Consider the following 22,816-nt stretch of genomic DNA (forward strand, 5'->3'; position numbering starts at 1 on the left):
TACTTATTGGGTTATGACAGATTTGTCTCAATCTAAAATTGCTATTTTGCTTTTTTATCGTTAGTTCTAAATAGTACACTGATTATGTATCTTTGTTCGTGGATTACGGGGCTCCTTATTTTTAACTTTTGTCAGGCGTAAATAAACAACATTTGTTGCATTTGAACGAAAGGGCGGAAATGTCTTTTTTATAAAGTTACATTAATTAGCTGAATCTAGTACTTTAAACAAAAAACCTTGAAACAAATTCTCTTTAAAAATACCAACATCTCCTATTCCGATACCGGGAAGGGAACCGCTATTGTCTTACTTCACGGTTTCTTGGAAAATAAAGGCATGTGGGATTTTTACATTCCGGAGTTTGCTAAAAAAAACCGCATCATCACCATTGATTTATTGGGACATGGCGAAACGGAATGTTTGAGTTACGTGCAAACGATGGAGGATAATGCTGATGCTGTGCACGCTGTTTTATCGGAACTACGCATCCGTAAAGCCATTTTTGTAGGGCATTCTATGGGCGGTTATGTAGCTTTGGCTTTCGCCGAATTGTATCCGGACACGATAAAAGGATTGGTTTTATTAAACTCGACCGCAAGAGCCGACAGCGAGGAACGAAAAACAAATAGAGATCGGGCTATAAAAGCAGTAAAACAATCTTTTGTCAATTTCATCTCACTTTCCATTGCAAATTTATTCAGTGAAAACAACAGAGAGCGCCTTTTATCAGTAATTGAAAGCGTAAAGAAAGAAGCTTTAAAAACACCCCTTCAGGGAATCGTTGCCTCACTGGAAGGTATGAAAATACGACAAGACAGAGAAGTGTTGTTGCATTTAGCACCTTTTCCTAAACTTTTGATTCTGGGCGAAAAAGACCCGGTTCTAAATTACGAAGAAACCAAAGAACAGATAGAAGGCACAGCCATGAAACTGGTGACTTTTCCGGACGGACACATGAGTCACATTGAAAACCAAGACGAATTGTTGAACGTATTATTAGCTTTTTTCAAAAGCATCTAAATCATTCCAGGTTTCAAATACCCTTTTTCCACCAATTCGCTTTTGTCTTTTAAATGATGCATTTTTCCTTCTTTCATAAACGCCAGTTTTGTGGAGACTTTTATCACATTTTCATAATTATGATCTGTGATAATAATGCCTTTTGTGCTGGACATTGCAGTGATTAATTCATTAATTTTTTCAATCATTATGGGTGATAAGCCATTGTATGGTTCGTCTAGTAAAGCAAATTTAGATGCATTATTCAGGATTAATTTAATTTCTAAATACCGTAATTCTCCGCCAGATAAATGTTTTATTTTTTTCTCTAACATCGATTGAATCATATCGTCAGCATAAAAATCCTGTAATTTATCTTTGGCAATAGCCAATTGAATAGTCTTTTTTATCGAAAATGAATTTGGAATAAAATTATCTTGAGACAAATAACTGATTTCGTTTAGCAAATCACTAGTTTTTGATTTCACGTTAATTGTCAAAGTGCTTTTGTAAAACTCGAAGATATTGGCTAGTTTTCTGATTGGGAATTTTGTTTAAATTAGTTTTTCTTCAAAAGGAATGTTTTCATCTAAAATTTCGCTTAATAAAAGAACCATTTGCTCTAAATAATTACCTAATATTTCTTCATTTATAATTGCATTTATTTCGTTGATTTCTTTAAAATTAAACGCAAGAAAACCTGCTTTTAAATTCTTAAAAGAAATTATTCCTGCTTCAATTGGTTTTCCTTTAGCGTCATGCTCATACATATAAGCATACGCCAGCACCTGAATGATTTTGTCGCTTTTAATATCTTCAGTAAGTCCTTTCCATGATTTCAGTGTAACGCTTGCTTTTTCTACTTTTCCGGTTTTATAATCGATAATTCGAATGATTCCGTTGCGCTCTTCAATCCGGTCTACATTTCCTTTTATCAATACCGGAAAAGGCAAATTAGGATGATTTATAATTCGCTCGAATGTTTGTTCCAAAGCTATAATTTTTATTGCATCACCATTCTTGATACTTTCCAGTTCCACTTTCAGGAAATTGGAAACATTGCGCTTGGCGACTTCAAATGCCAGCAAATTTTTACCCTTTTTGATTTCACCTTCTTTGTACACCAATTTGAATTGTTTCAAAACCTCTGTATCTATTTGTTTGAAACAATTTAGAATATCACTTTCTGATATAAATTTATCAATTAAAGGCTCGTATAAAACTTTCAAAGTTTCGTGGATAATAGTTCCCAAGGTATTCAAGGCAATATTTTCCTCTACTTCTTCGACTTCGCTGATGCGTAAAATCTTCTGGAAATAAAACTGAATTGGATTCCGGATATAACTCGTCATCGCCGATGGAGAAAACCCTTTTTCGGCTATTTCTTTCAATCGCAGCATAACACGTTCTGATTTTGGAATCACCATAGGCTGATACGCTGTTTCGGGTAGCACGGCATTATAAATTTCGTGAGTCAGCGTATGATTTTTTTGTTTTTCGACTTCAAGTTGCGTGATGAATCTGCTTTTTTCTCCTGCATCCAATCCTTCACTTTCGGTATTATAAATTAAATAAATGTTCTTTGCTCTTTGTAATAGATGATAGAAATGATAGGTGTAAATTGCATCTTTTTCTTTGAATGTGGGCAAGCCCAATTCGCGTTTTACATCATAGGGGATAAACGAATTTTGCGATTTTCCGGCCGGGAATTTCCCTTCATTCATCGAAGTGACAATAACGGTGTCAAAATCTAATACACGGCTTTCTAAAACGCCCATAATTTGCAAACCATTGAGCGGTTCTCCTTCAAATGAAACCTCGGCCAAATCAATAACTTGTTTGTAAATGGCATAAAGAGTTTCGATTTTATCGATATGTTCGTGCTTTGAATAATAATTAATTAGTTTGTTAATGACTTTAAAAATAGCAAAAACAAAAGCTTTGGTGATTTTTTCTTCTTCGTTGTCGTTACTTAAATTTCCTTTGATGGTTTGCAATAATTTTGAAATGGTCTCTAAAACTGGAATCGAACCCTTTTCCCATTTTTGGAATAATAAAAGAAATATTTCACTTGGAATTCCATTCAATTCCATCAATTTATGATGCGTAATAAAAGTATAATTATTTTGGTTAATGGTTTGGACTAGCACGCTGGTTTTTGCGTATGGTTCCACCAAGGGATGGGTTAAAATATCTAAGATATCTTTGTAGTATAAGACATAGCTTTTAGCATTTCTGGACAATGCATTTGTGTGCATTTTGAATAATTTAGCAGTCAAAATCTGCGCTGGATTGTTCTTGCTGGAATATCCCATCGTAATATTCAAAGCGCCAACACTTGAGGGTAATGAATATAAAAGCGGTACCAAAAGATTTTCTTCGCCCAGAACCACAGCAACTTTATCTAGCGTTCCATCAGTTTCTAGGCTTTTGGATTCAATGATGATATTCTCGATAATACTCCCGGCTATTTTGGCTTGACCAATTGTTTTGGGTGTGCCAATGACCTGAATGTTTTTAGTTTGAGAAAAATCATTTACAATCCATTCAAATGGATGTAATTTATAATGTTTCCAATTTTCTTTAAAACGTCGTACAAACAAACCAGCATCATGATAGGGATCATTGAGAAAGGTTTGGTCTGCGTCCCAATATATTATGGCTTGATCAGAAGCGATGAGATGTTGGATTATTTTTTCTTCGGCTGCATTCAATGCATTAAAACCCGCAAAGACGAATTTTTTGTCATGTAGGGAATTCGCAAAATGATTTATGTTATGCACTGCTTCACGATAGATTAATCCTTGATAGCCGATTCCCTTGTTCAGTAAATGAGCGTACAATGATTGATAATAGTTGGGCAGTAGTTTCCAAAAATCAATATATTTTTCTAATAATGCCGTTTTGTTTTCTACTTCAATTCCCCATTTTTTGATATCTTCAATGTCTTTCAGATAGGAAAGAACATGGGATGGATCTAGTAAATAGCGGTCAATTTCATTGAAGTCCTGCAGGACTGTTTTGGCCCAATTGGCAAATAATTCAAAGGATTGTTGATTTGCTGTAGCGGTAATAGATAAATACACTTCATAGAATTCGAATAATAATTCGATAGGATCTATAGTGCGGATACCAGCTATGTTTTGAACAAAATCCTCAATACTTATAATTTCGGGTGAAATTATGTTGGTGGCGACTTGTTTCTTTAAGGCTTCAATCAGGAATATTTTAGCTCGTTTGTTTGGTAAAACAACAATCGTATTGGAAAGAGTGTCAGCGTATTTTGCGATTAAAACCGAAGCTATTTTATCTAGAAAAGAAGTATTTGTCATTTTATAAAAATAAAAAAAACGCCTCGATAAATCGAGGCGTTTTCTAAAAATTTTTGAACAATATTATTTTTGCAATAACAATTCAGTTCTTCTGTTTTTAGCTTTACCTGCAGCAGTTTTATTTGTTTCAACTGGAGTGCTTTCGCCAAAACCAACAGTATTTAAGTTTTCAGCTTTTATTCCTCTTTCGATCATAGCTTCTTTAACGATATTAGCTCTATCTTCAGAAAGTTTTTGGTTGTATTCATCTGAACCATCGCTATCTGTATGTCCTTCAATGCTAAATTTCGCATTTGGATAATTTTTCAGGATTTCTGCCATTGCATCTAATCTAGCTGGAACATCTCCAGTTTTGAAAGTTGCTTTACCAGAATTAAAGTAAACTGCTCTAGCTTGAATTTTAAGATTGTCTAAAGCTTCAGTAGTTACTTCAGGACATCCTTTGTTGCTAGCTGGGCCAGCAATAGTAGGACACTCATCATCTTTGTCTAGAACACCATCTCCATCAGTATCTGGCCATGGGCATCCACCGTTTTCTTTAGGACCTGCAACTGTAGGACATTTGTCATCTTTATCAGCAACACCGTCTCCATCTGTATCAGGACATCCTTTTAATTCTTTAGGACCAGCTTCATTTGGACAAGCATCATCTTTATCAGCAACACCGTCTCCATCTGTATCAGGACATCCTTTTAATTCTTTAGGACCAGCTTCATTTGGACACTCATCTTCACTGTCTTGAATTCCGTCTCCATCTGTATCAGGACATCCGTTGAATTCTTTTAAACCAGCAACTTCTGGACAAGCATCATCTTTGTCATATATTCCATCACCATCTGTATCTTTTCCACCAAATTTGAAGATAATACCGGCAGAGTGTTGAAAATGGGATGGAGCATCAGGAGTTGCAAAATCAATATCTCCTTCAGTTCTATCTCCAAAAGCTTTTTTATATCTTGTAGAAAGTTCTAAACCAACATTTTCCGAAAACCATAAAGTTAAACCAGCACCTGGATTTAAAGTTCCAAAACTACTGTCTCCAAAGAATGTATATCCACCACCAATAGAAAGAGATGGGTCAATAACTTTAGATTTAATCAAATTCATGAAGCTGTATCTGATCGTAGCATCAACACCATAGTACATTAAATCACCAGGATTAGTGACATGATATCCTCTAGAATCAGCACCTACAGTACCTGGAGAAAAAGTTACAAACTTATCAATTTTGTTTACAGATCCAGTAAGACCAAAAGAGAAATTATCTCCTACGTATTTGGATACACTTAAATAGGATACAGAAGGAAGAACGTTCCAGTTTGTTTTTGCGTCAAATGGTTGAGAAAAATGACGGTCTAGCCAATTATTACCACCTTCAGCACCAGCTTTAGTGTCGACGGCATTTACTCCAAAAGAGATTGCCCATGGGTTGTTACTGTCTTGTGCGTGAGAACTTAAACCCATCACCATCATCGCAGCAACTAAAATTTTGTTAAGATGTTTCATACTTAATTTTTTTAATGACAAATTAGTTAATTACTTGCAAAAATAGGACGTAAATTTTAAACTACAAAATGTTATGTTAAAAAAAACTTACAAGCAAGGCTAAAAGTGCGAATTATACAACATTTAGCTCTTTTCCTACCGCTACAAATGCATTTATTGCCTGATCTAAATGCGCTTTTGTATGTGCCGCAGAAAGTTGTACTCTAATTCTTGCTTTATCTTTAGGAACTACTGGAAAAAAGAAGCCTATGACATAAATTCCTCTTTTTAATAATTCATTTGCCATAGTTTGAGACAATTTTGCATCATATAACATCACCGGTACTATTGCAGAATCCCCATCAATTATATCAAAACCTGCTTTTTTAATCCCATCTCTAAAATAATTAGTATTCCATTCTAGTTTGTCTCTAAGTGTTGTATCTTTTTCTAAGAGTTCAAAAACCTTAATGGAAGCTCCAACGATTGCTGGTGCTAAAGAATTTGAAAATAAATACGGTCTGGAACGTTGGCGTAATATTTCTATAATTTCTTTTTTAGCGGTCGTATACCCTCCCATGGCGCCACCAAGTGCTTTTCCTAAGGTTCCCGTAATAATATCTACTCTTCCCATGACTCCTTTTAACTCAAGTGTCCCTTTTCCGGTAGCACCAATAAATCCGGCAGCATGGCATTCATCAACCATAACCATTGCGTCATATTTATCGGCCAAATCACAAATTTTATCCAACGGAGCTACAACGCCATCCATGGAGAAAACACCATCCGTAACAATTAATTTGAAACGGGTACCGGCTTCTGTAGCCTTAATCAGCTGCTTTTCCAGGTCTCCCATATTGCTATTTTCATAGCGATATCGCGTCGCTTTACACAAACGAACACCATCTATAATAGAGGCATGATTTAAACTATCCGAAATAATACAATCCTGATCTCCTAATAAGGGTTCAAAAACACCTCCGTTTGCATCAAAAGCGGCTGCATAAAGAATGGTATCTTCTGTGCCATAAAACTCAGAAATCTTTTTTTCTAAAGTTTTATGAATGTCTTGTGTTCCACAAATAAAACGCACCGAAGACATTCCAAAACCATGCGTATCAAGAGCGTCTTTTGCAGCCTGAACAACTTCTGGATGGGATGACAAGCCAAGATAATTATTGGCACAAAAATTTAAAACCGTTTCTCCTGTCGAAATCGTTATTTCTGCATCTTGTGGTGAGGTGATAATGCGCTCTGATTTGAAGATTCCATTGTCTTCTATTGTTTGTAATTCTGACTGTAAATAGTCTTTAATTTTTCCGTACATTTTTTATGTTTTTAAAATTCAATTTTGCGAATAATTCATTTTTTAGACTACAAATTTACTACATCGATTTCTTTTCCTATATAAATTAGTACTTTTTTTACCACTTTATACCCCATTAATTCAATTGCATTTTGATATTTTTCTAATTGTAAGTGGTATTTAGGATTATGTGTTCCTGTTTTATAATCCAACAGCAACACTTCTTTATTTTTTGTCAAAACCATTCGGTCCGGTTTTATAGTCTTTCCTTCCTTTTGAATAATTGTATGTTCATTCAGTACCTCGTTCCCTTCCGAAAAATAATCGGTTAGTTCTGTATGAGTGACAATTTCCTGTATGGTACTGTAAACGGCTTCCTTTTGTTTAAAAACCATGAGTCCGTTTTCAATCGCTTTTGTTATAGCTAAATCTATATCGTTTTTCGTTTTCACAAAAGATAAAATCTCATGAATGACGTTTCCATAGGCAATGGCTTCCTGTTGTTGTGTTCCCCACATCAATGCTTCTCTTTGTGCAATTTTGATGTTTTTTGGATTCAAAATTTCCAAAACTAACGGAATTGTTTTGGAGGTATCAATGTGTTTTTTTTCTTTTGATAATTTAGCGATATCCCCAAAATCATATTCCAATTTATCGGTTTCGAATTCCCCTTTGCTCTCTAAATAATTAATAAAAAAAGCACACATATTATTTTTTGGAACTTCCCCTTTACTGGATAAATTCATATTTGAAATCACATACAACTGTTCCTCCGCTCTGGTCAAAGCCACATAAAGCACATTGATATTGTCTAATAATTCTTCCTGTTTCTTTTGATTGTAAATCTCAGCCGCTTCCTCTCCAAATCCTTCTACGGCGCTATTGTTATCAATTAATACTTTTGACAGGCCAAAAATTCCTCCTTCAGCATTGAGCCACAATTTATCTTTTGGTTTCCTGTTGTAATCTTCCTCTGCAAATGGCATAATGACGACCGGAAACTCCAATCCTTTTGATTTATGAATTGTCATAATCCGAACGGCATTATTTCCTTCTGGTGAGGGAATACTAAATTTTTGTGCGTTTTTATCCCAGAAATTTAGAAAGTCAGAAATTCCTGCTTGGTTGCGAATGTCACGTTCCAGAACTATGTCTAAAAAATATTGGACGTAGGCATTCCCCTCCCCAACCTTCCCCGAAGCGGCAGGAGCCGACACCGATAAGTTGGAGTCTTGAATTTCTTCTCGTTGAATTAATTCTTCTTTTATTCGTTTTAAAACTTCCGAAATATTCTTTATAACCTGTTCATTGGTAAATCGAATGACTTTATACCCTAATTTATTTAGGGTAATTGTTCTATTATTATCTAACTGAACCTGCTCTTCGGTAAAATGATAATCCTCATCCACTTCAACAACCAGTTTTTTCGATAAACAAACAAAATGGACAATGAAATCAGCTATCAGATGGTGTTGCCTGAATTTATAATCTTCAAATGATCTAGATTTAAACTCCATCCAAAGAATTTTCTCAGTATGTATTGATTCAATACGATGGAATTTATCCTTACGATTAACCACTTCGTCATCCTTTTCTTTGGAGAGGGCCGGGGAGAGGAACTTTGCAATAATAACCTCCACCGCTTCATACAATGATTTTTTTCTAATGTCTTGAAACGACAATGAAATATTAAAACTCACCAGCCAATTTTCGAAATCCGTTTCCTGAAACAATGCCATTCCTTTGGCAATGAAATCAGCAACAGGTAATCTGTCCTGAATATGCGTTCCTATATAGTAAAGGAAATTCGCCTTAGCTTCTAAATCAGCGTTGTTTTTCAGGTATTTTAATAAATGAATAATCAATCGTACTTCAGTAGCATTTTGAATCATTAACGTTTCCGAGGATAAAAGCGGTATTCTTTGCTCTGTCAAATAGTTCGCAATCGCAATTCCCTGATTTCGTTTCCGGGTAAGAATGACAATATCTTTGTATTCAAATCCTTTTTGAATTACTTTTTGAATCGTATTCATCGTAGCCAAAACATATAAATCGGTTTTATCTAAAGCTTCTTCGTCTCCAGAAGCTTCCGGATTATCATTTGTTTTTTCCACTTTTGGGATAAAAGAAATATTCACATAACCTCCTGTTTTGTCATTGGTTTTTTGGTGGCTGTGATTTTCATACAACTCTTTGTAATCTAAATGAGCAAATTCACCGGACAACAATTTAAAAAATTCATTATTAAATTCGATTACCTGCGAATAACTTCGGTAATTTTTATCAAGATGTTCAAGTTTTTTATCAGGATTATTGAACGGGTTTTGATCTTTACTCAATTCAATAAACTGTTCGGCTTTTCCGCCGCGCCACCTGTAAATAGACTGTTTGGGATCGCCCACAATCATCAAGGTTCCTTTTTCTCCATAATTATCCTGTCCGGAAAGGGCATTATCAATAAGCGGAATCAGGTTTTGCCATTGCATCTCCGAAGTATCCTGAAATTCATCGATAAAAAAATGGCGGTAGCGTTCCCCCAATCGTTCGTATATAAAAGGCGCCGGCTGGTTTTGAATTTCCCTATGGATTATGGCATTAAATTCTGAAATGGAAAGTACATTTTGTTCACTTTGTATTTTGGCTAATTCATTACTTACCGTATTTAATAAGGAAAGTGGTGTAATGTTTTTCAGGAAGGCTTTATAGAAATGGATCTTTTCGAAAGCTTTGTAAACTTTGTCTAAGAATTGCAATAAATCTGGAATTATGTTTTCAATAATCGCACGATCTTTTGCCGTTTTATTTATGGCTATATCATCCAACTTACGAAAAATTTTATTCTTCGGATTGAATTTCCCCTGTTGAATACTATTGATATGATTGGGAAAAGTTCCTCTAGAAAAAGATTTTACATCAATTCCATTGGTATCAATCAGTAACAAAGCCGCTGTTGCAAAAACAACAGTCTGTTTTTCTAAATCTTTACTGGCTTCTACTAATTTCTTTTTTATTGCAACGAACTCAGCGATGGATTTATCCTGAAACTGCGTGATTTCGTTTCTGTTATTTTCATTGAGGATCAAACGGCCTGTCTCTAGAATTTCACGGGAAATATCCCAAGATTTATCATCGTCAGTTTTTTCCATCGTGAAATCGATGAGCAGTTTTGTTAACGTTTCATCTTCACCGGCCTGAGCAATTATAGCATCTACAGCCTCAATTAATAAATTTTCAGTGTCTAGGGTGACTTCAAAAGTCATGGGCAAATTCAAATCATGCGCAAAGGCCCGAATTACTTTATGCGTAAATTTATCAATCGTAGAAATATCAAATGCAGCGTAGTTATGAATAATATGCTTGATGATTTGCTGTGATTTAGTTTTGATTTCGAGGATCGAAAGTTCTGTATCTATTGCTAAATCTTGCATCAAGTCCTGTGCTTTGTGGCTGGGCTCGTCTTTTGCAAATTCAGAAAGACTACCCACAATTCGGCTTTTCATTTCGTGCACCGCTTTGTTGGTAAACGTAATGGCCAGTATAGTGCGATAGGCATCATTTTTTTTTGCAACAAGAATAATCTTGAGGTACTCTTTGACAAGCGCATAGGTTTTTCCGGATCCAGCTGATGCATCGTATATGGAAAATGAAGGTCTTTGCATGTTGCTATTATTATACGCTGTGAGTTATACAAATTAATACTTTTTTTATAAAAAGAATCCTTTTTTATGGTCTTCAAGTACAAAAAACCAAACTGCTTGTGCTTCCTTTTCAGGGTTGTGTCTTAATGAAAAACAAAGCAAGTAACAGGGAATTTTTCTTTTGCCAAAAGTGATTAAATAAATTTTCTAATGCTCATCATAATCCCAATGTGAAGCCCTTCATGAAAATCATTGAAAGCCATTGCATCCTGAGCACTTTCTAGCGTATACCCTGTTGATGTAGGATATTCAGTGAAGTTTTTGAAGTTTTTATTTTCAAAATCAAGTTTAGTTTGATTGATAGTTTCAAATAACAAATCCTTCATTTCGGCTAATTCTTCTTGTGTTGCAATATGTTCTGGCTTAGTTCCTTTTTTATATTTTTCTACCATTTCCTCAGAAACCATCATCGGTAAACCCGATAATTTATACACTAATACTTGCTGTGTCACTATTATATGACCGATGTTCCAAATCAGGTTATTGTTGAATCCTTCCGGAATCGTGTTAAGTTGCGCTAAAGTATATCCTTTTAAAAACTGTGAAACTATTTTTCGGCTGGTTAAAGTAATGTCTAATATTTGATTCATTTTTTTATTTTTTGATAAAAATAATCATTTTCCGTGTCAAATGAATTTTCTTTGCACAAAGAAATTGCTATTTATATGGACATAATATATTATCTCGCTTCTTGCGACACCTGCAGAAAAATCATAAAATCACTTCCTAAAGAGCATGATTTTAAGTTTCACGACATCAAACAAGATCCAATTACTGTTGCCGAATTAGAACGAATGCGCGAACTTTCCGGAAGTTATGAAGCGCTTTTTAGCAAAAAAGCACAACTGTACAAATCGATGGATTTAAAAAATAAATCCTTGACCGAAGACGATTATAAAAAATACATTCTGGAACATTACACGTTTTTGAGTCGCCCTGTATTTATCATCAAAGACAAGATTTATATCGGGAATACCCAACAAAATATGTTGCAGGTAATGAAAGCCTTGGCATAATGTCCAAAAGAAATCTTGCACTAATTGGTGCCACTTTTGTCTCTATTATTTACGGAGTCACGTTTACTATTGCCAAAGATGTCATGCCGTTGTATATTGATGCCTATGGTTTTATACTGTTGCGCGTAGGTGGTTCAATGATTTTGTTTTGGATCATTTGGCTTTTTATGCCGAAGGAGAAAATTGCCTTCAATGACTTTCCCCGAATTATTGCCGCAGCTTTCTTTGGCGTAGCATTTAATATGCTTACATTTTTCAAAGGATTAAGCCTTACTTCGCCTATTAGTGCTGCAGTTATCATGGTTTCGACACCAATGATTGTGTTGACGCTTTCGGCTATTATCATGAAGGAACGCATGCGAAAACGAATGGTTTTTGGAATTATACTTGGTCTGATAGGGACTGCTTTTCTTATTCTGTACGGAAAATCCATTGGCAGCGCCACAAACGCTGGATTGGGGAATTTTCTGGTATTGGTCAATGCTATTTCCTATGGATTTTACCTGATTATCGTCAAGAAATTAATGGATAAATACAATGCGTTTACGTTTGTAAAATGGATTTATTTATTTGGATTTATTATGGTTTTGCCTTTTGGCTGGAGCCAATTTCAAACGGTGGGCTGGGCTTTGGTTCCCATGGATATTTGCTGGAAAATTGGATTTGTTGTCGTCATTTCTACATTTCTGACCTATTTGCTTAATTTGCTTTCGATGAAAGAATTAAAACCAACGACGGTTGCCGTTTTTATTTATTTGCAACCGCTATTTGCCACTATTTTTGCGATAAGCTTGGGCAAAGACGAATTGAGTTTGGTAAAAATTGGTTCGGCAGTTTTGATATTTATCGGCGTTTATTTAGTGACACAGAAAAAGAGTGTGCAGTAATCAGCTGTTAGTGTTCAGCGCCTAAATTGCAGGTTATTGTCTTTTATAACGTTCGTTGGGCTATTTATATCAACTCAAAAATTAAAATTTGATTACTAAATATGTACTTATGCCGAGTCACTGTTTACTAAAAACGGACCACTGACCACTTTTTTAGTATCTTTGACCTCTTTTAGAAAATTATATGATACAATCAATGACGGGTTTTGGCAAAGCTACTTTGCAATTACCAACCAAAAAAATCACAGTAGAAGTAAAATCTTTAAACAGTAAAGGTTTGGATTTGAATGTGAGAATGCCTTCGCTGTATCGCGAAATGGAATTGGGTTTACGCAACCAAATCGCACTGAAGCTGGAAAGAGGCAAAGTAGATTTTTCTGTTTTTATCGAAACTACCGCCGAACAAACTTCTACGAAAGTAAATGTGCCCATTGTAAAAGGGTACATCAATCAGTTAAGAGAAGTGTATGCTGACGCAGATGAAACGGAACTGATGAAAATGGCGATCCGTATGCCGGACACCATGAAAATAGAACGCGATGAAATCGATGAAAACGATTGGGTACAAATCCAAACCGTTATCGAAGAAGCCTTGCAAAACATCTTGACCTTTAGAAGAGATGAAGGAATGTCTCTTGAAAAAGAATTTCAATTGCGCATTGGCAACATTAGGCAGTATATGACGGAAGCTTTGGCACTTGATCCAGAACGTGTTCAGGCAATAAAAGACCGTTTGCAAACTGCAATTGCTGAACTTAAAGTGAATGTAGACGAAAACCGTTTTGAGCAGGAATTGATTTATTATTTGGAGAAATTAGACATCACGGAAGAAAAAGTACGTTTGACGAATCACCTGGATTATTTCTTGGAAACCATCAACGGAACGGAGGCCAATGGTCGGAAATTAGGTTTCATTACCCAGGAAATGGGACGTGAAATCAACACGATGGGTTCTAAATCCAATCACGCACAAATGCAGAAATTAGTCGTTCAGATGAAAGACGAATTAGAAAAAATAAAGGAGCAGGTATTGAACGTATTGTAGAAAAGAGTTGATTAACAAATTTAGATTTAATGCTAAAAAATATAATTCTAACTGACGACAAGTTTTTTGAGAAAAAGAAGGGACTAACAAAAATTAAAACAGATAGTTCTGGTTGGTTAGTATATTATTTAGATGAAAATTTAGAAAAATGGATTGAGGAATATCCAAATTCAGAATATCACGGAGGGGGAATACCTCAATTAAGATTAATTGACAAATTCTCTTGGGATAAATAATATCTAATTATATTTAGATAAACACACACTGAGGGAAAATAAAAAGAGGGTGAAATTGCTTCGTTCCTCGCAATGACTTTAAAATGAAAAAAGGAAAATTAATCGTATTCTCAGCACCGTCAGGATCAGGGAAAACCACCATAGTTAGGCATTTATTAAGCAAAGAAGATTTGAATCTGGAGTTTTCTATTTCGGCAGCCTCCCGCGAGCCAAGAGGCGAAGAGGTAAATGGAAAAGATTATTATTTCATGTCTACCGAAGACTTTAAAAAACACATCAAGAACGAAGATTTTTTGGAATGGGAAGAAGTGTATCGTGATAATTTCTACGGAACTTTAAAAAGTGAAGTGGAGCGCATCTGGGCAAAAGGAAAAAATGTAATTTTTGATATTGATGTCTCTGGTGGATTGCGCATCAAGCATAAATTCCCGGAAGAAACGTTAGCCGTTTTCGTGAAACCACCAAGCGTAGATGAACTAAAAAGAAGATTAAAGGAACGTTCTACCGAAAGTGATGACAAAATCAATATGCGCATCGCTAAAGCTTCTGTTGAATTGGCTACAGCGCCACAATTTGATGTGATTATAAAAAACTACGATTTAAATATTGCTTTGGAAGAAGCATATCAATTGGTAAAGAATTATGTAAACAATTGAAATAGTGAATAGTGAGAAGTGAAAGGCTTCTTCTCACAATTCATTATTCACGACTCACTAAAATAAAATGAAAATAGGACTTTATTTCGGAACGTTTAATCCCATTCATATTGGACATCTTATCATTGCCAATCACATGGCCGAGCACGCAGATATAGACCAAGTATGGATGGTGGTTACGCCACACAATCCTTTGAAGAAAAAAAATACTTTGCTCGAAGATTATCATCGGTTGCAAATGGTGCATCTTGCCACCGAGGATTATCAAAAAATCAAACCTTCTGATATTGAGTTTAAATTGTCACAGCCCAATTATACAATAAATACCTTAGTTCACTTGCAGGAAAAATATCCCAATTACGAGTTTTCGTTAATCATGGGCGAAGACAATTTAAGGTCGTTGTACAAATGGAAAAACTACGAAGCTATTCTGGCGCATCACGAGATTTATGTGTATCCTAGACTCGAAAACAAAGACCAAACAGGCGAAGCCATTTCTTCGGAAGCAGAAAATACAACTTTCAATAATCACCCAAAAACCCACCTGATTGATGCTCCGGTGGTCGAAATATCGTCATCATTTATTCGGGATAATATCAAAAAAGGGAAAAATGTGCAACCTTTATTGCCTGCAAAAGTTTGGGAATGTATTGATCATAATAACTTTTATAAGAAGTAATTACGCCAGAATTATTTTTAATTCCAATTGAATATTCTCAAAAACAGGACTCAAATTATCGTTTTTACCGGATAATACAAACACATCCGTACTTGGCATTTGCTTGCTGTTCCACAACAATTGGATTTTCTTCTCTGCAATTAAATTTTTTGCGTTTATATCCCAAACAACTGCTATTCCGGTATTTTTCGAAATTATTTCCAGCATTTCATACTCCGAGGGAATGATATAATTGGGAATCATTGAGGGCCTTTTTTTATTAAAAACATATAGCCAAAACAACTTTATATGCGGAATCTGTGCATTGTGGCTGAACCACTTTTGGTCATTCAGCCAAAATTCGGTTGCCGTGAAATCTTTTATTTTGATATTGGACTTTAATTTGGAAGCATCGATCGTATTAGACCCAATAAGGATTTGTTTAATTTTTCCAACTTTTTTCTGAATCGTATCAAACGTGTCATATTGTTTGGTCACAATTGCAAAATCCAGTTTTTTAGAATCCACCAATTCAAAAAGCGTGTCGTTTTCATGAAAGCTGAAATCGATATATTCAAATTTCGCTATCAAACAACTTCCCACGCTGCGCATCAAGTGTTTCGAAATACCAATTGAAATTAATCTGTTGGCATTGAATGCTTTGGCGCGAAAACCATTCTCCACATTTTCCAGTCGGTCTAATGCTTCGATAATTAAATTATTGAGTAACTTAGCATATTCCGTTGGTTCCACACCTTTTGACTTTCGATTGAAAAGTTTGTATCCTACATGCGCTTCCAACATTGATATTTGTTGACTTACGGCAGGTTGACTGATAAATAATTCCTTGGCCGCCAACGAAAAATTACCGTTTTTATAAACCGATTTAAACGTTCGGTACCATTCGAGATTAACCATGATATAAATATATTTATCACAAACATAATTTAAATTATTTTTACAAATAACATATTCGCCCTAAATTTGTAAAAACAAAATAAGAAATGAAGAAAGTTGCATTTTTTGCCGTTATAGCATTAACAGTAAGTTGCATTACAGCAACTGCACAAAATAAAAAAAGTATGAAAAAAGTATTATTTGTTGTTACGAGTCACGATAAACTGGGTAACACGGGAGAAAAAACAGGATTTTGGACGGAAGAGCTTGCTGCACCATATTATGAATTAGCAGATAAAGGAGTTGTTATTGATATTGCTACCCCGTTAGGAGGACAACCACCTATAGATCCAAAAAGTGAAGATCCATCTGCAGCAACTGAAGATACTAAACGATTTGATGCTGATACCGAGTTATTGGCAAAACTAAAAAACACACATAAATTAGCCGATGTAAAAGAGTCGGATTATGATGCCGTTTTTTATCCAGGAGGTCACGGACCGTTATGGGATCTGGCTACGGATGAAAACTCAAGCGCTTTGATTGAAGCTTTTTACACGAATAATAAACCTGTCGCTTTTGTATGTCATTCACCAGCAGTCTTGAAAAATGTAAAAGTAAATGGAGAGTTTCTTGTAAAAGGCAAAAAAGTAACCGGATTTTCAAATACCGAAGAAGAAGCGGTGGGATTAACCAATGTTGTTCCATTTTTACTAGAAGATGCGTTGCAAGCTAACGGTGCCAAGTATTCAAAAGTAGGGGATTGGCAACCGTATGCAGTAGAAGATGGATTACTGATTACAGGACAAAACCCAGCTTCGTCTAAAATGGTTGCAGAAAAATTATTAAATCAATTGAATTTAAAAAAATAAAAACATGTTAAACTTCGAATTATACAATCCTACTAATTTAATTTTTGGAAAAGGACAAATTGAAAAACTTTCGACTTTAGTGCCACAGGGCGCAAAAATTCTTTTGGCTTATGGAGGCGGAAGTATTTTTAAAAATGGAATCCATGAACAGGTAGTTAATGCTTTAAAAGATTTTGAAATCGTAGAATTTTCTGGAATCGAGCCAAATCCACATTTTGAAACATTGATGAAAGCCGTAACCATTATTAAGGAACAAAACATCGATTTTATCCTTGCCGTAGGTGGGGGATCTGTAATTGACGGGGTAAAATTCATTTCGGCTGCCGTGAACTTTGAAGGAAACCCTATTGATATTCTTCAAAAACAAGTATTAACTAAAGATGTATCTAAAACAATTGCTTTTGGAACAGTTTTAACGTTACCAGCAACAGGAAGTGAAATGAATTCTGGCGGTGTAATTACCATTGAATCTACACAAGAAAAATTATCATTTGGAGGTAGCGCCTTGTTTCCAAAATTTTCTATTTGCGATCCAACCGTCATTGAATCTTTACCTAAAAGACAATTGCAAAACGGAGTTGTTGATGCCTATACCCATGTTTTGGAGCAATATTTAACTTATCCACATGAAGGATATCTTCAAGATAGAATTGCTGAAAGTATTTTGCAAACCTTGATTCAAGTTGGTCCTGATGTTGTTGAGAATCCTAAAGATTATGCTTTGGCTTCTAACTTTATGTGGAGTTGTACGATGGCTCTAAATGGATTAATCCAAAAAGGTGTCCCTTCAGATTGGGCTACGCACATGATTGGTCATGAATTAACCGCTTTGTACGGAATTGATCATGCCAGAACATTGGCGGTTGTAGGTCCAAATTTATACCGCGTAATGTTTGAAACCAAAAAAGGAAAATTGGCACAATACGGAAAGCGTATTTTCAATTTGACGGGAACCGAAGATGAAATAGCAAACGAAGCGATCAATAAAACAGTTGAGTTTTTCCATACAATGGGAATGGAGACTAAATTATCGGATTACACCAAAGATTTTGATAAAACGGCTGATTTTATAGTAGAACGTTTCAAAGAAAGAGGCTGGTTAGGATTGGGCGAAAAAGAAAATATTACTTTAGAAAAAGTAAAGTCAATTGTTGAAATGAGTTATTAGTGCAACAACTTATTCCTACTTAAGGCAGTTTAAATAAAAAGGCGTTCTCATTTTGTATGGGAACGCCTTTTAAAATTCAAATATATAACTAACTAATTCAATTCTATTTTTTTTGTTAAAATAGTAACTATAATAAAGCACTAACGGGATTAATGTATTTATATTGTGTTTAAAGATTAAATGTTTTAAATTTAATTTAATATATTGTGACATTGCTGTTGAAAACCCTAGTAAACCCGAGATTTAAGGCGATGCTTTTGTGGCTTGATTCATAGTTTTTAAGTACTTTTGAGTAAATTCAATAAAAAATGACTGAAAACATAAAATTTGCAGTAATTGGTGGCGGTAGTTGGGCAACAGCCATAGCTAAAATGTTATGCGTAAATCTTACCGAAATTTCATGGTACATGCGCAACGATGCTGCTATAGAACACATCAAGACCTACAAACACAATCCAAATTACCTAAGCTCTGTTGAATTTGATACCCAAAAATTGAAGCTAACCAATGATATTAATGAAGCAGTAGCCTATGCGGACTACATTATCTTTGCTATTCCTTCCGCTTTTTTAGAGGGTGAATTAGAAAAATTGACTGTTTCGTTGAAAGATAAAATTATTTTTTCGGCTATAAAAGGGATTGTTCCTGAGACCAGTTTGATTGTAGGGGAACATTTTCATGTGAAATATGATATTCCTTATTATAATATTGGTGTAATCTCTGGTCCTTGTCACGCAGAAGAAGTGGCTATGGAACGGTTATCATATCTGACAATTGCTTGTGGCGACTCTGATAAGGCAAAAATTATTGCCGATACTCTCGCTGGAAATTATATTAAGACTAAAATTACGGATGATATTATAGGAACTGAATATGCTGCGATGTTAAAGAACATTTATGCCATTGCCGCAGGAATGGCCCATGGACTGGGTTATGGAGATAATTTCCAATCCGTATTGATGAGTAATGGGATTAGGGAAATGAAAAAATTCATCAAGAAAGTCCATAAAATGAAGCGCAACATCAATGATTCTGCTTATTTAGGCGATTTACTGGTTACAGGCTATTCCGTTTTTTCGAGAAACAGAATGTTTGGTAATATGATAGGTAAAGGCTACACGGTGAAATCAGCAATGATGGAAATGAGCATGGTTGCTGAAGGATATTACGCTACTAAAAGTGCTTATAAGCTAAATCAGGCTTATGGTGCCAAAACACCTATTATTGATGCCGTTTATGAGGTTTTATACGAAGGAAAAGATGCGAAAACCATATTTAAGAAACTGACAGACAAACTGGATTAATTCTGCTATATATTTAATAATCAAAACACAATCACTTCATGAGCGAAAGATGGAAATATCAAATTAAAACTGGCGGAATTTGGGGTGTATTTATGACAGTTTTCAATGTGTTATTCGACATTAAAGAAATCCCTTTTTCAGTGCAGGTTGCTACCCCTAATTTTTATATTCGAGCAGCTGCTTATGTTGGTGTAGGAATTTTTGTTCTAGGTTATTTTACATGGAAGTCCAAAGTTAAACAACAAAATCGCTAAATCATTTTTATGGGTAAAAGGTGGCGATTTCAGATTAAAAACGGGATGGTTTGGGGAGTTATTCTTTCTTTAAGCTTGCTCGTTTTTGACTTATTCGAACGCTCTTTTGAGGATGCTTTTTTCTCCAAAAGAAACCTGTTCCGAACGCTTTATTTCATCTTATTCGGAATATTTGTAATAGGATATTTAAATTGGAAGAAAAAAAATAAACGCGACAATAGTGCTGATTTATCTCACGATAACACCATCAATAAATAAAATAGGCACTTCTTCGACTGCTGATTCGCAGATGGATTGTGCTTTGAAAATGTATTTTTTATCGTATAGTTTGTCTCCGATAAAGAAAGTCAGCATGAATTCATTGTTGAGTGCTAAAACGCTTTTTTCAATCATTTCGATTTTCATTACTGAAACTGGCGGAACTGCTACAAAAGCGTGGCGCAAGAGGGATGTTTTTTTCATTTCACCGTTGATGGTTCCAAATGCCTTAGAAACAACCATGACGCTTTCGATTAAAAAGTCACTGTCATTTATTAAATAGGCGTACCATACTTTTTCCATGAAATCGTCGCTCCATTCTTGGACTGCAGCTAGGAATACGTTTTCTACTTCGGGGGTGATGATGTCGGATTTCATTTGATTGTTGAGTGATGATTACCGATTTTTGATTTCAGATTTAAACTTCTAAAATCAAAAATCAGTGCTCTTAAATTTTTATATACTTGATTTGAATTGTTCTAAGAAACGCACGTCATTTTCGTAGAACATACGGATATCGCCTATTTGATACAACAACATGGCAATTCTTTCGATTCCCATTCCAAAGGCAAAGCCGTTGTATTCCTCAGGATTGATGCCGCAATTTTTTAAAACGTTTGGATCCACCATTCCACAGCCCATGATCTCTAACCATCCGGTTCCTTTGGTTATTCTATAATCAGTTTCTGTTTTAAGTCCCCAATAAATATCAACTTCAGCGCTTGGCTCCGTAAAAGGAAAGTAGGAGGGACGCAGACGGATTTTTGATTTTCCGAACATCTCTTTGGTAAAATACAAAAGGGTTTGTTTTAAGTCGGCAAAAGAAACATCTTTGTCTATATAAAGCCCTTCCACTTGGTGAAAAATGCAGTGAGAACGAGAGGACACGGCTTCATTACGAAAAACTCTTCCCGGAGAAATGGTCCGAATTGGCGGTTTATTTTCTTCCATGTAACGTACCTGTACGGAAGACGTGTGTGTGCGCAACAAAATATCAGGGTTGGTTTGTATAAAAAATGTATCTTGCATGTCGCGTGCCGGATGGTATTCCGGGAGGTTCAATGCGGTAAAATTATGCCAGTCGTCTTCGATTTCAGGACCTTCGGAAACATTGAAACCAATATTTGAAAAGATATCAATAATTTGGTTCTTCACCAATGAAATAGGATGGCGGGAACCAATAGTTATTGGTTCAGCCGAACGCGTGAGATCCCCGTAAAAGCCGTTCGTTTCTTCTTTGTTTTCTAAAGCTTCCTGAAGGGTTTTTACTTTGTCTTCGGCAGATGTTTTGAGCAGGTTGATTACTTGTCCGAATTCCTTTTTTTGATCGTTAGGCACATTTTTGAATTCCGCAAAAAGGTCTTTTAAAAGCCCTTTGCTTCCTAAGAATTTAATTCGGAACGTTTCTAGTTCTGCTGGGTTTTGCGTTGAAAAAGCATTTGCTTCGCCAATATATTCTTTTATCTTATCTATCATTTTCATTCCAATAATTAATTATGCAAATTTAGTGATTTTTGTTGATAGGGACAAGTCACGACTGGTCCGTACAATAAATAATATCAATCAATAAGTTTCTTCTCCAGGAAATAATTCACAATGGCTTCTTTCATTAAAACGGATTGTTCTCCAGCTTTTAGCGGTGGTAATTCCTCTTTTACTTTGTAATGTGGCCAACCTTCCTCGTCAAAAAATTCAAATTCATAGAATCCATAAGGCTCTAATAACCTGCAAATCGCGATATGCATTAGGTTTAGTTTTTCGTCTTTCTTGTATTCGTTGTGTACTTTCCCGAGTTCTTGTACGCCAATTAGATAAATAATAGCGTCTAAATCTAAATCTTCTCCTTGAGAAAATTGATTGGAAAGTATATTTACGAGCTGTTCCCAGCGTTCTTTAAGTTGTGTGTCTCTTGACATTTTTGTTTAATTATGAATTATGTGTCATGAGTTATTAATTCATTTATCATAAAATTATTTCGCGCAAAGATAAGAACTTGAAAATTGACTATGGTAAAGAATAATTCTTTTATATTTGCTGTTTGATCGTTGCAAATTAATTAAGTATGGGATTTTTTGATATCATTTTGGGTGTATTGCTTGCTTTTGCTTTTTACAAAGGCCTTCAAAACGGTCTTTTTATGGAGTTAGCATCACTAATTTCACTACTGGCCGGTATTTATATTGCAGTACAATTTTCTTCCTATATGCGGGACATATTAGTGGGATTTGTCAAATGGAATCCTAATACCATTCAAGTAGTAGCTTTTGTTCTTACGTTCATTATTGTAGTTGTTGTGGTTTCAGGTTTAGGTAAATTACTGACAGGAGTAGCTGATTTTGCTTTTTTGGGCTGGTTGAATGCTTTGGGAGGTGGTTTTTTCAGGGTGCTGAAAACTGTTTTGATTCTGGGTATTGTTTTCGCGGTTTTCGAGAAGATTAACTACAACCATCTGTTGGCCAAAAAAGAGACACTGGATAATTCTCTTTTTTATAATCCAATCCAAAAAGCAGCGCGATTCATGTATCCTTCACTACAGGAATGGTATGGTAGTTTGAAAAAAAAGTAAGTAGTAATGCGTTTTTAGTCGCAGCCTCAAAAAACAGGGGTGAAATCTGGATCAGTTGCCTTTTAAATCTGTAATTTTTTGTTTAAGCTTTTCGATTTTGTCTTTAAAGCGCTCAATGAGTTTTTCAGAGCGTTCCTTTATAAAAGTTGCATTGACCGTGACAGCTGCATGTTGGTTTT

The 22,816-nt window shown here is 35.2% G+C and carries 22 protein-coding genes; 12 read left to right on the forward strand and 10 right to left on the reverse strand.

Translation table 11 applies throughout. From position 1 onward, the window contains the following. Positions 1-237 precede the first annotated feature (237 nt). Positions 238-1,020 (forward strand): alpha/beta fold hydrolase, encoded by a 783-nt coding sequence (locus EKM02_RS05105; protein ID WP_126452739.1) that lies wholly within the window; start codon positions 238-240, stop codon positions 1,018-1,020. On the opposite strand, the gene EKM02_RS05110 is transcribed toward EKM02_RS05105, so the two are convergent. The 6 genes from EKM02_RS05110 to EKM02_RS05135 all read right to left on the reverse strand — a co-directional run bounded on the left by EKM02_RS05110 (position 1,017) and on the right by EKM02_RS05135 (position 11,410). Further along, positions 1,017-1,466 carry an ATP-binding cassette domain-containing protein gene (locus tag EKM02_RS05110; protein WP_233592272.1) on the reverse strand — a complete coding sequence of 150 codons (450 nt, stop codon included), beginning with the start codon at positions 1,464-1,466 and terminating at the stop codon, positions 1,017-1,019. The genes EKM02_RS05105 and EKM02_RS05110 overlap by 4 nt on opposite strands. 87 nt (positions 1,467-1,553) lie before the next feature. Then, entirely contained in the window at positions 1,554-4,331 is a 2,778-nt protein-coding gene (locus EKM02_RS05115; RefSeq protein ID WP_126452743.1) for a PD-(D/E)XK nuclease family protein, read from the reverse strand. A 63-nt stretch (positions 4,332-4,394) separates the two neighbouring features. Beyond that, positions 4,395-5,837 (reverse strand): OmpA family protein, encoded by a 1,443-nt coding sequence (locus EKM02_RS05120; RefSeq protein ID WP_126452745.1) that lies wholly within the window; start codon positions 5,835-5,837, stop codon positions 4,395-4,397. 112 nt (positions 5,838-5,949) lie between these two features. Beyond that, positions 5,950-7,143, reverse strand: a complete 1,194-nt coding sequence (kbl, locus tag EKM02_RS05125) for a glycine C-acetyltransferase (protein WP_126452747.1) — start codon at positions 7,141-7,143, stop codon at positions 5,950-5,952. 47 nt (positions 7,144-7,190) lie between these two features. Continuing rightward, a complete protein-coding gene (locus EKM02_RS05130) occupies positions 7,191-10,781 on the reverse strand; it encodes a UvrD-helicase domain-containing protein (RefSeq protein ID WP_126452749.1) in 3,591 nt (1,196 codons plus the stop codon). A gap of 173 nt (positions 10,782-10,954) precedes the next feature. After that, complete coding sequence (locus EKM02_RS05135) at positions 10,955-11,410, reverse strand: DinB family protein (protein WP_126452751.1); 456 nt, start codon at positions 11,408-11,410, stop codon at positions 10,955-10,957. 75 nt (positions 11,411-11,485) lie between these two features. On the opposite strand from EKM02_RS05135, the gene EKM02_RS05140 reads away from it, so the two are divergent. The 6 genes from EKM02_RS05140 to nadD all read left to right on the forward strand — a co-directional run bounded on the left by EKM02_RS05140 (position 11,486) and on the right by nadD (position 15,339). Next, on the forward strand, positions 11,486-11,836 hold the full coding sequence (locus tag EKM02_RS05140) for an arsenate reductase family protein (RefSeq protein ID WP_126452753.1): 351 nt from the start codon (positions 11,486-11,488) through the stop codon (positions 11,834-11,836). Continuing rightward, the gene (locus EKM02_RS05145; RefSeq protein ID WP_126452755.1) at positions 11,836-12,723 is read left to right on the forward strand and encodes a DMT family transporter; all 888 of its coding nucleotides are present in this window, start codon (positions 11,836-11,838) and stop codon (positions 12,721-12,723) included. Before EKM02_RS05140 ends, EKM02_RS05145 begins: the two co-directional genes overlap by 1 nt. A gap of 184 nt (positions 12,724-12,907) precedes the next feature. Beyond that, positions 12,908-13,768 (forward strand): YicC/YloC family endoribonuclease, encoded by an 861-nt coding sequence (locus EKM02_RS05150; RefSeq protein WP_126452757.1) that lies wholly within the window; start codon positions 12,908-12,910, stop codon positions 13,766-13,768. A gap of 29 nt (positions 13,769-13,797) precedes the next feature. After that, entirely contained in the window at positions 13,798-14,004 is a 207-nt protein-coding gene (locus EKM02_RS05155; protein ID WP_126452759.1) for an Imm27 family immunity protein, read from the forward strand. A gap of 83 nt (positions 14,005-14,087) precedes the next feature. After that, the gene (gene gmk, locus EKM02_RS05160; protein ID WP_126452761.1) at positions 14,088-14,660 is read left to right on the forward strand and encodes a guanylate kinase; all 573 of its coding nucleotides are present in this window, start codon (positions 14,088-14,090) and stop codon (positions 14,658-14,660) included. Positions 14,661-14,727: 67 nt separating this feature from the next. Continuing rightward, the gene (gene nadD / locus EKM02_RS05165) at positions 14,728-15,339 is read left to right on the forward strand and encodes a nicotinate (nicotinamide) nucleotide adenylyltransferase (RefSeq protein ID WP_126452763.1); all 612 of its coding nucleotides are present in this window, start codon (positions 14,728-14,730) and stop codon (positions 15,337-15,339) included. Here nadD and EKM02_RS05170 read toward each other — a convergent pair whose 3' ends face one another. Continuing rightward, positions 15,340-16,236 (reverse strand): LysR family transcriptional regulator, encoded by an 897-nt coding sequence (locus tag EKM02_RS05170; RefSeq protein ID WP_126452765.1) that lies wholly within the window; start codon positions 16,234-16,236, stop codon positions 15,340-15,342. A gap of 86 nt (positions 16,237-16,322) precedes the next feature. On the opposite strand from EKM02_RS05170, the gene EKM02_RS05175 reads away from it, so the two are divergent. The 4 genes from EKM02_RS05175 to EKM02_RS05190 all read left to right on the forward strand — a co-directional run bounded on the left by EKM02_RS05175 (position 16,323) and on the right by EKM02_RS05190 (position 19,813). Continuing rightward, the gene (locus tag EKM02_RS05175; RefSeq protein WP_199878460.1) at positions 16,323-17,087 is read left to right on the forward strand and encodes a type 1 glutamine amidotransferase domain-containing protein; all 765 of its coding nucleotides are present in this window, start codon (positions 16,323-16,325) and stop codon (positions 17,085-17,087) included. 4 nt (positions 17,088-17,091) lie between these two features. Beyond that, the gene (locus EKM02_RS05180; RefSeq protein WP_126452767.1) at positions 17,092-18,255 is read left to right on the forward strand and encodes an iron-containing alcohol dehydrogenase; all 1,164 of its coding nucleotides are present in this window, start codon (positions 17,092-17,094) and stop codon (positions 18,253-18,255) included. Positions 18,256-18,563: 308 nt separating this feature from the next. Further along, on the forward strand, positions 18,564-19,559 hold the full coding sequence (locus EKM02_RS05185; RefSeq protein WP_126452769.1) for an NAD(P)H-dependent glycerol-3-phosphate dehydrogenase: 996 nt from the start codon (positions 18,564-18,566) through the stop codon (positions 19,557-19,559). Between the two features lie 38 nt (positions 19,560-19,597). Next, a complete protein-coding gene (locus EKM02_RS05190) occupies positions 19,598-19,813 on the forward strand; it encodes a hypothetical protein (protein ID WP_126452771.1) in 216 nt (71 codons plus the stop codon). Between the two features lie 228 nt (positions 19,814-20,041). Here the strand turns inward: EKM02_RS05190 and EKM02_RS05195 are convergent, their stop codons facing one another. From EKM02_RS05195 to EKM02_RS05205, 3 genes are all read right to left on the reverse strand, one after another. Then, complete coding sequence (locus EKM02_RS05195; RefSeq protein WP_126452773.1) at positions 20,042-20,449, reverse strand: hypothetical protein; 408 nt, start codon at positions 20,447-20,449, stop codon at positions 20,042-20,044. Positions 20,450-20,527: 78 nt separating this feature from the next. Then, positions 20,528-21,547 carry a phenylalanine--tRNA ligase subunit alpha gene (gene pheS, locus EKM02_RS05200; protein WP_126452775.1) on the reverse strand — a complete coding sequence of 340 codons (1,020 nt, stop codon included), beginning with the start codon at positions 21,545-21,547 and terminating at the stop codon, positions 20,528-20,530. Between the two features lie 83 nt (positions 21,548-21,630). Beyond that, positions 21,631-21,987 (reverse strand): hypothetical protein, encoded by a 357-nt coding sequence (locus tag EKM02_RS05205; protein WP_126452777.1) that lies wholly within the window; start codon positions 21,985-21,987, stop codon positions 21,631-21,633. A gap of 146 nt (positions 21,988-22,133) precedes the next feature. On the opposite strand from EKM02_RS05205, the gene EKM02_RS05210 reads away from it, so the two are divergent. After that, the gene (locus EKM02_RS05210; protein WP_126452779.1) at positions 22,134-22,637 is read left to right on the forward strand and encodes a CvpA family protein; all 504 of its coding nucleotides are present in this window, start codon (positions 22,134-22,136) and stop codon (positions 22,635-22,637) included. Positions 22,638-22,816: the final 179 nt, after the last annotated feature.

It is taken from the genome of Flavobacterium sp. RSP49, assembly GCF_003968735.1.
Taxonomy (GTDB): Bacteria; Bacteroidota; Bacteroidia; order Flavobacteriales; family Flavobacteriaceae; genus Flavobacterium.

Excerpts from the sequence above, each read along its gene's own strand:
- EKM02_RS05115 (WP_126452743.1), bottom strand. The coding sequence starts at position 4,331 with ATGACAAATACTTCTTTTCTAGATAAAATAGCTTCGGTTTTAATCGCA.
- EKM02_RS05120 (WP_126452745.1), bottom strand. The coding sequence starts at position 5,837 with ATGAAACATCTTAACAAAATTTTAGTTGCTGCGATGATGGTGATGGGT.
- kbl (WP_126452747.1), bottom strand. The coding sequence starts at position 7,143 with ATGTACGGAAAAATTAAAGACTATTTACAGTCAGAATTACAAACAATA.
- EKM02_RS05130 (WP_126452749.1), bottom strand. The coding sequence starts at position 10,781 with ATGCAAAGACCTTCATTTTCCATATACGATGCATCAGCTGGATCCGGA.
- EKM02_RS05135 (WP_126452751.1), bottom strand. The coding sequence starts at position 11,410 with ATGAATCAAATATTAGACATTACTTTAACCAGCCGAAAAATAGTTTCA.
- EKM02_RS05140 (WP_126452753.1), top strand. The coding sequence starts at position 11,486 with ATGGACATAATATATTATCTCGCTTCTTGCGACACCTGCAGAAAAATC.
- EKM02_RS05145 (WP_126452755.1), top strand. The coding sequence starts at position 11,836 with ATGTCCAAAAGAAATCTTGCACTAATTGGTGCCACTTTTGTCTCTATT.
- EKM02_RS05150 (WP_126452757.1), top strand. The coding sequence starts at position 12,908 with ATGATACAATCAATGACGGGTTTTGGCAAAGCTACTTTGCAATTACCA.
- EKM02_RS05155 (WP_126452759.1), top strand. The coding sequence starts at position 13,798 with ATGCTAAAAAATATAATTCTAACTGACGACAAGTTTTTTGAGAAAAAG.
- gmk (WP_126452761.1), top strand. The coding sequence starts at position 14,088 with ATGAAAAAAGGAAAATTAATCGTATTCTCAGCACCGTCAGGATCAGGG.
- nadD (WP_126452763.1), top strand. The coding sequence starts at position 14,728 with ATGAAAATAGGACTTTATTTCGGAACGTTTAATCCCATTCATATTGGA.
- EKM02_RS05170 (WP_126452765.1), bottom strand. The coding sequence starts at position 16,236 with ATGGTTAATCTCGAATGGTACCGAACGTTTAAATCGGTTTATAAAAAC.
- EKM02_RS05175 (WP_199878460.1), top strand. The coding sequence starts at position 16,323 with ATGAAGAAAGTTGCATTTTTTGCCGTTATAGCATTAACAGTAAGTTGC.
- EKM02_RS05180 (WP_126452767.1), top strand. The coding sequence starts at position 17,092 with ATGTTAAACTTCGAATTATACAATCCTACTAATTTAATTTTTGGAAAA.
- EKM02_RS05185 (WP_126452769.1), top strand. The coding sequence starts at position 18,564 with ATGACTGAAAACATAAAATTTGCAGTAATTGGTGGCGGTAGTTGGGCA.
- EKM02_RS05190 (WP_126452771.1), top strand. The coding sequence starts at position 19,598 with ATGAGCGAAAGATGGAAATATCAAATTAAAACTGGCGGAATTTGGGGT.
- EKM02_RS05195 (WP_126452773.1), bottom strand. The coding sequence starts at position 20,449 with ATGAAATCCGACATCATCACCCCCGAAGTAGAAAACGTATTCCTAGCT.
- pheS (WP_126452775.1), bottom strand. The coding sequence starts at position 21,547 with ATGATAGATAAGATAAAAGAATATATTGGCGAAGCAAATGCTTTTTCA.
- EKM02_RS05205 (WP_126452777.1), bottom strand. The coding sequence starts at position 21,987 with ATGTCAAGAGACACACAACTTAAAGAACGCTGGGAACAGCTCGTAAAT.
- EKM02_RS05210 (WP_126452779.1), top strand. The coding sequence starts at position 22,134 with ATGGGATTTTTTGATATCATTTTGGGTGTATTGCTTGCTTTTGCTTTT.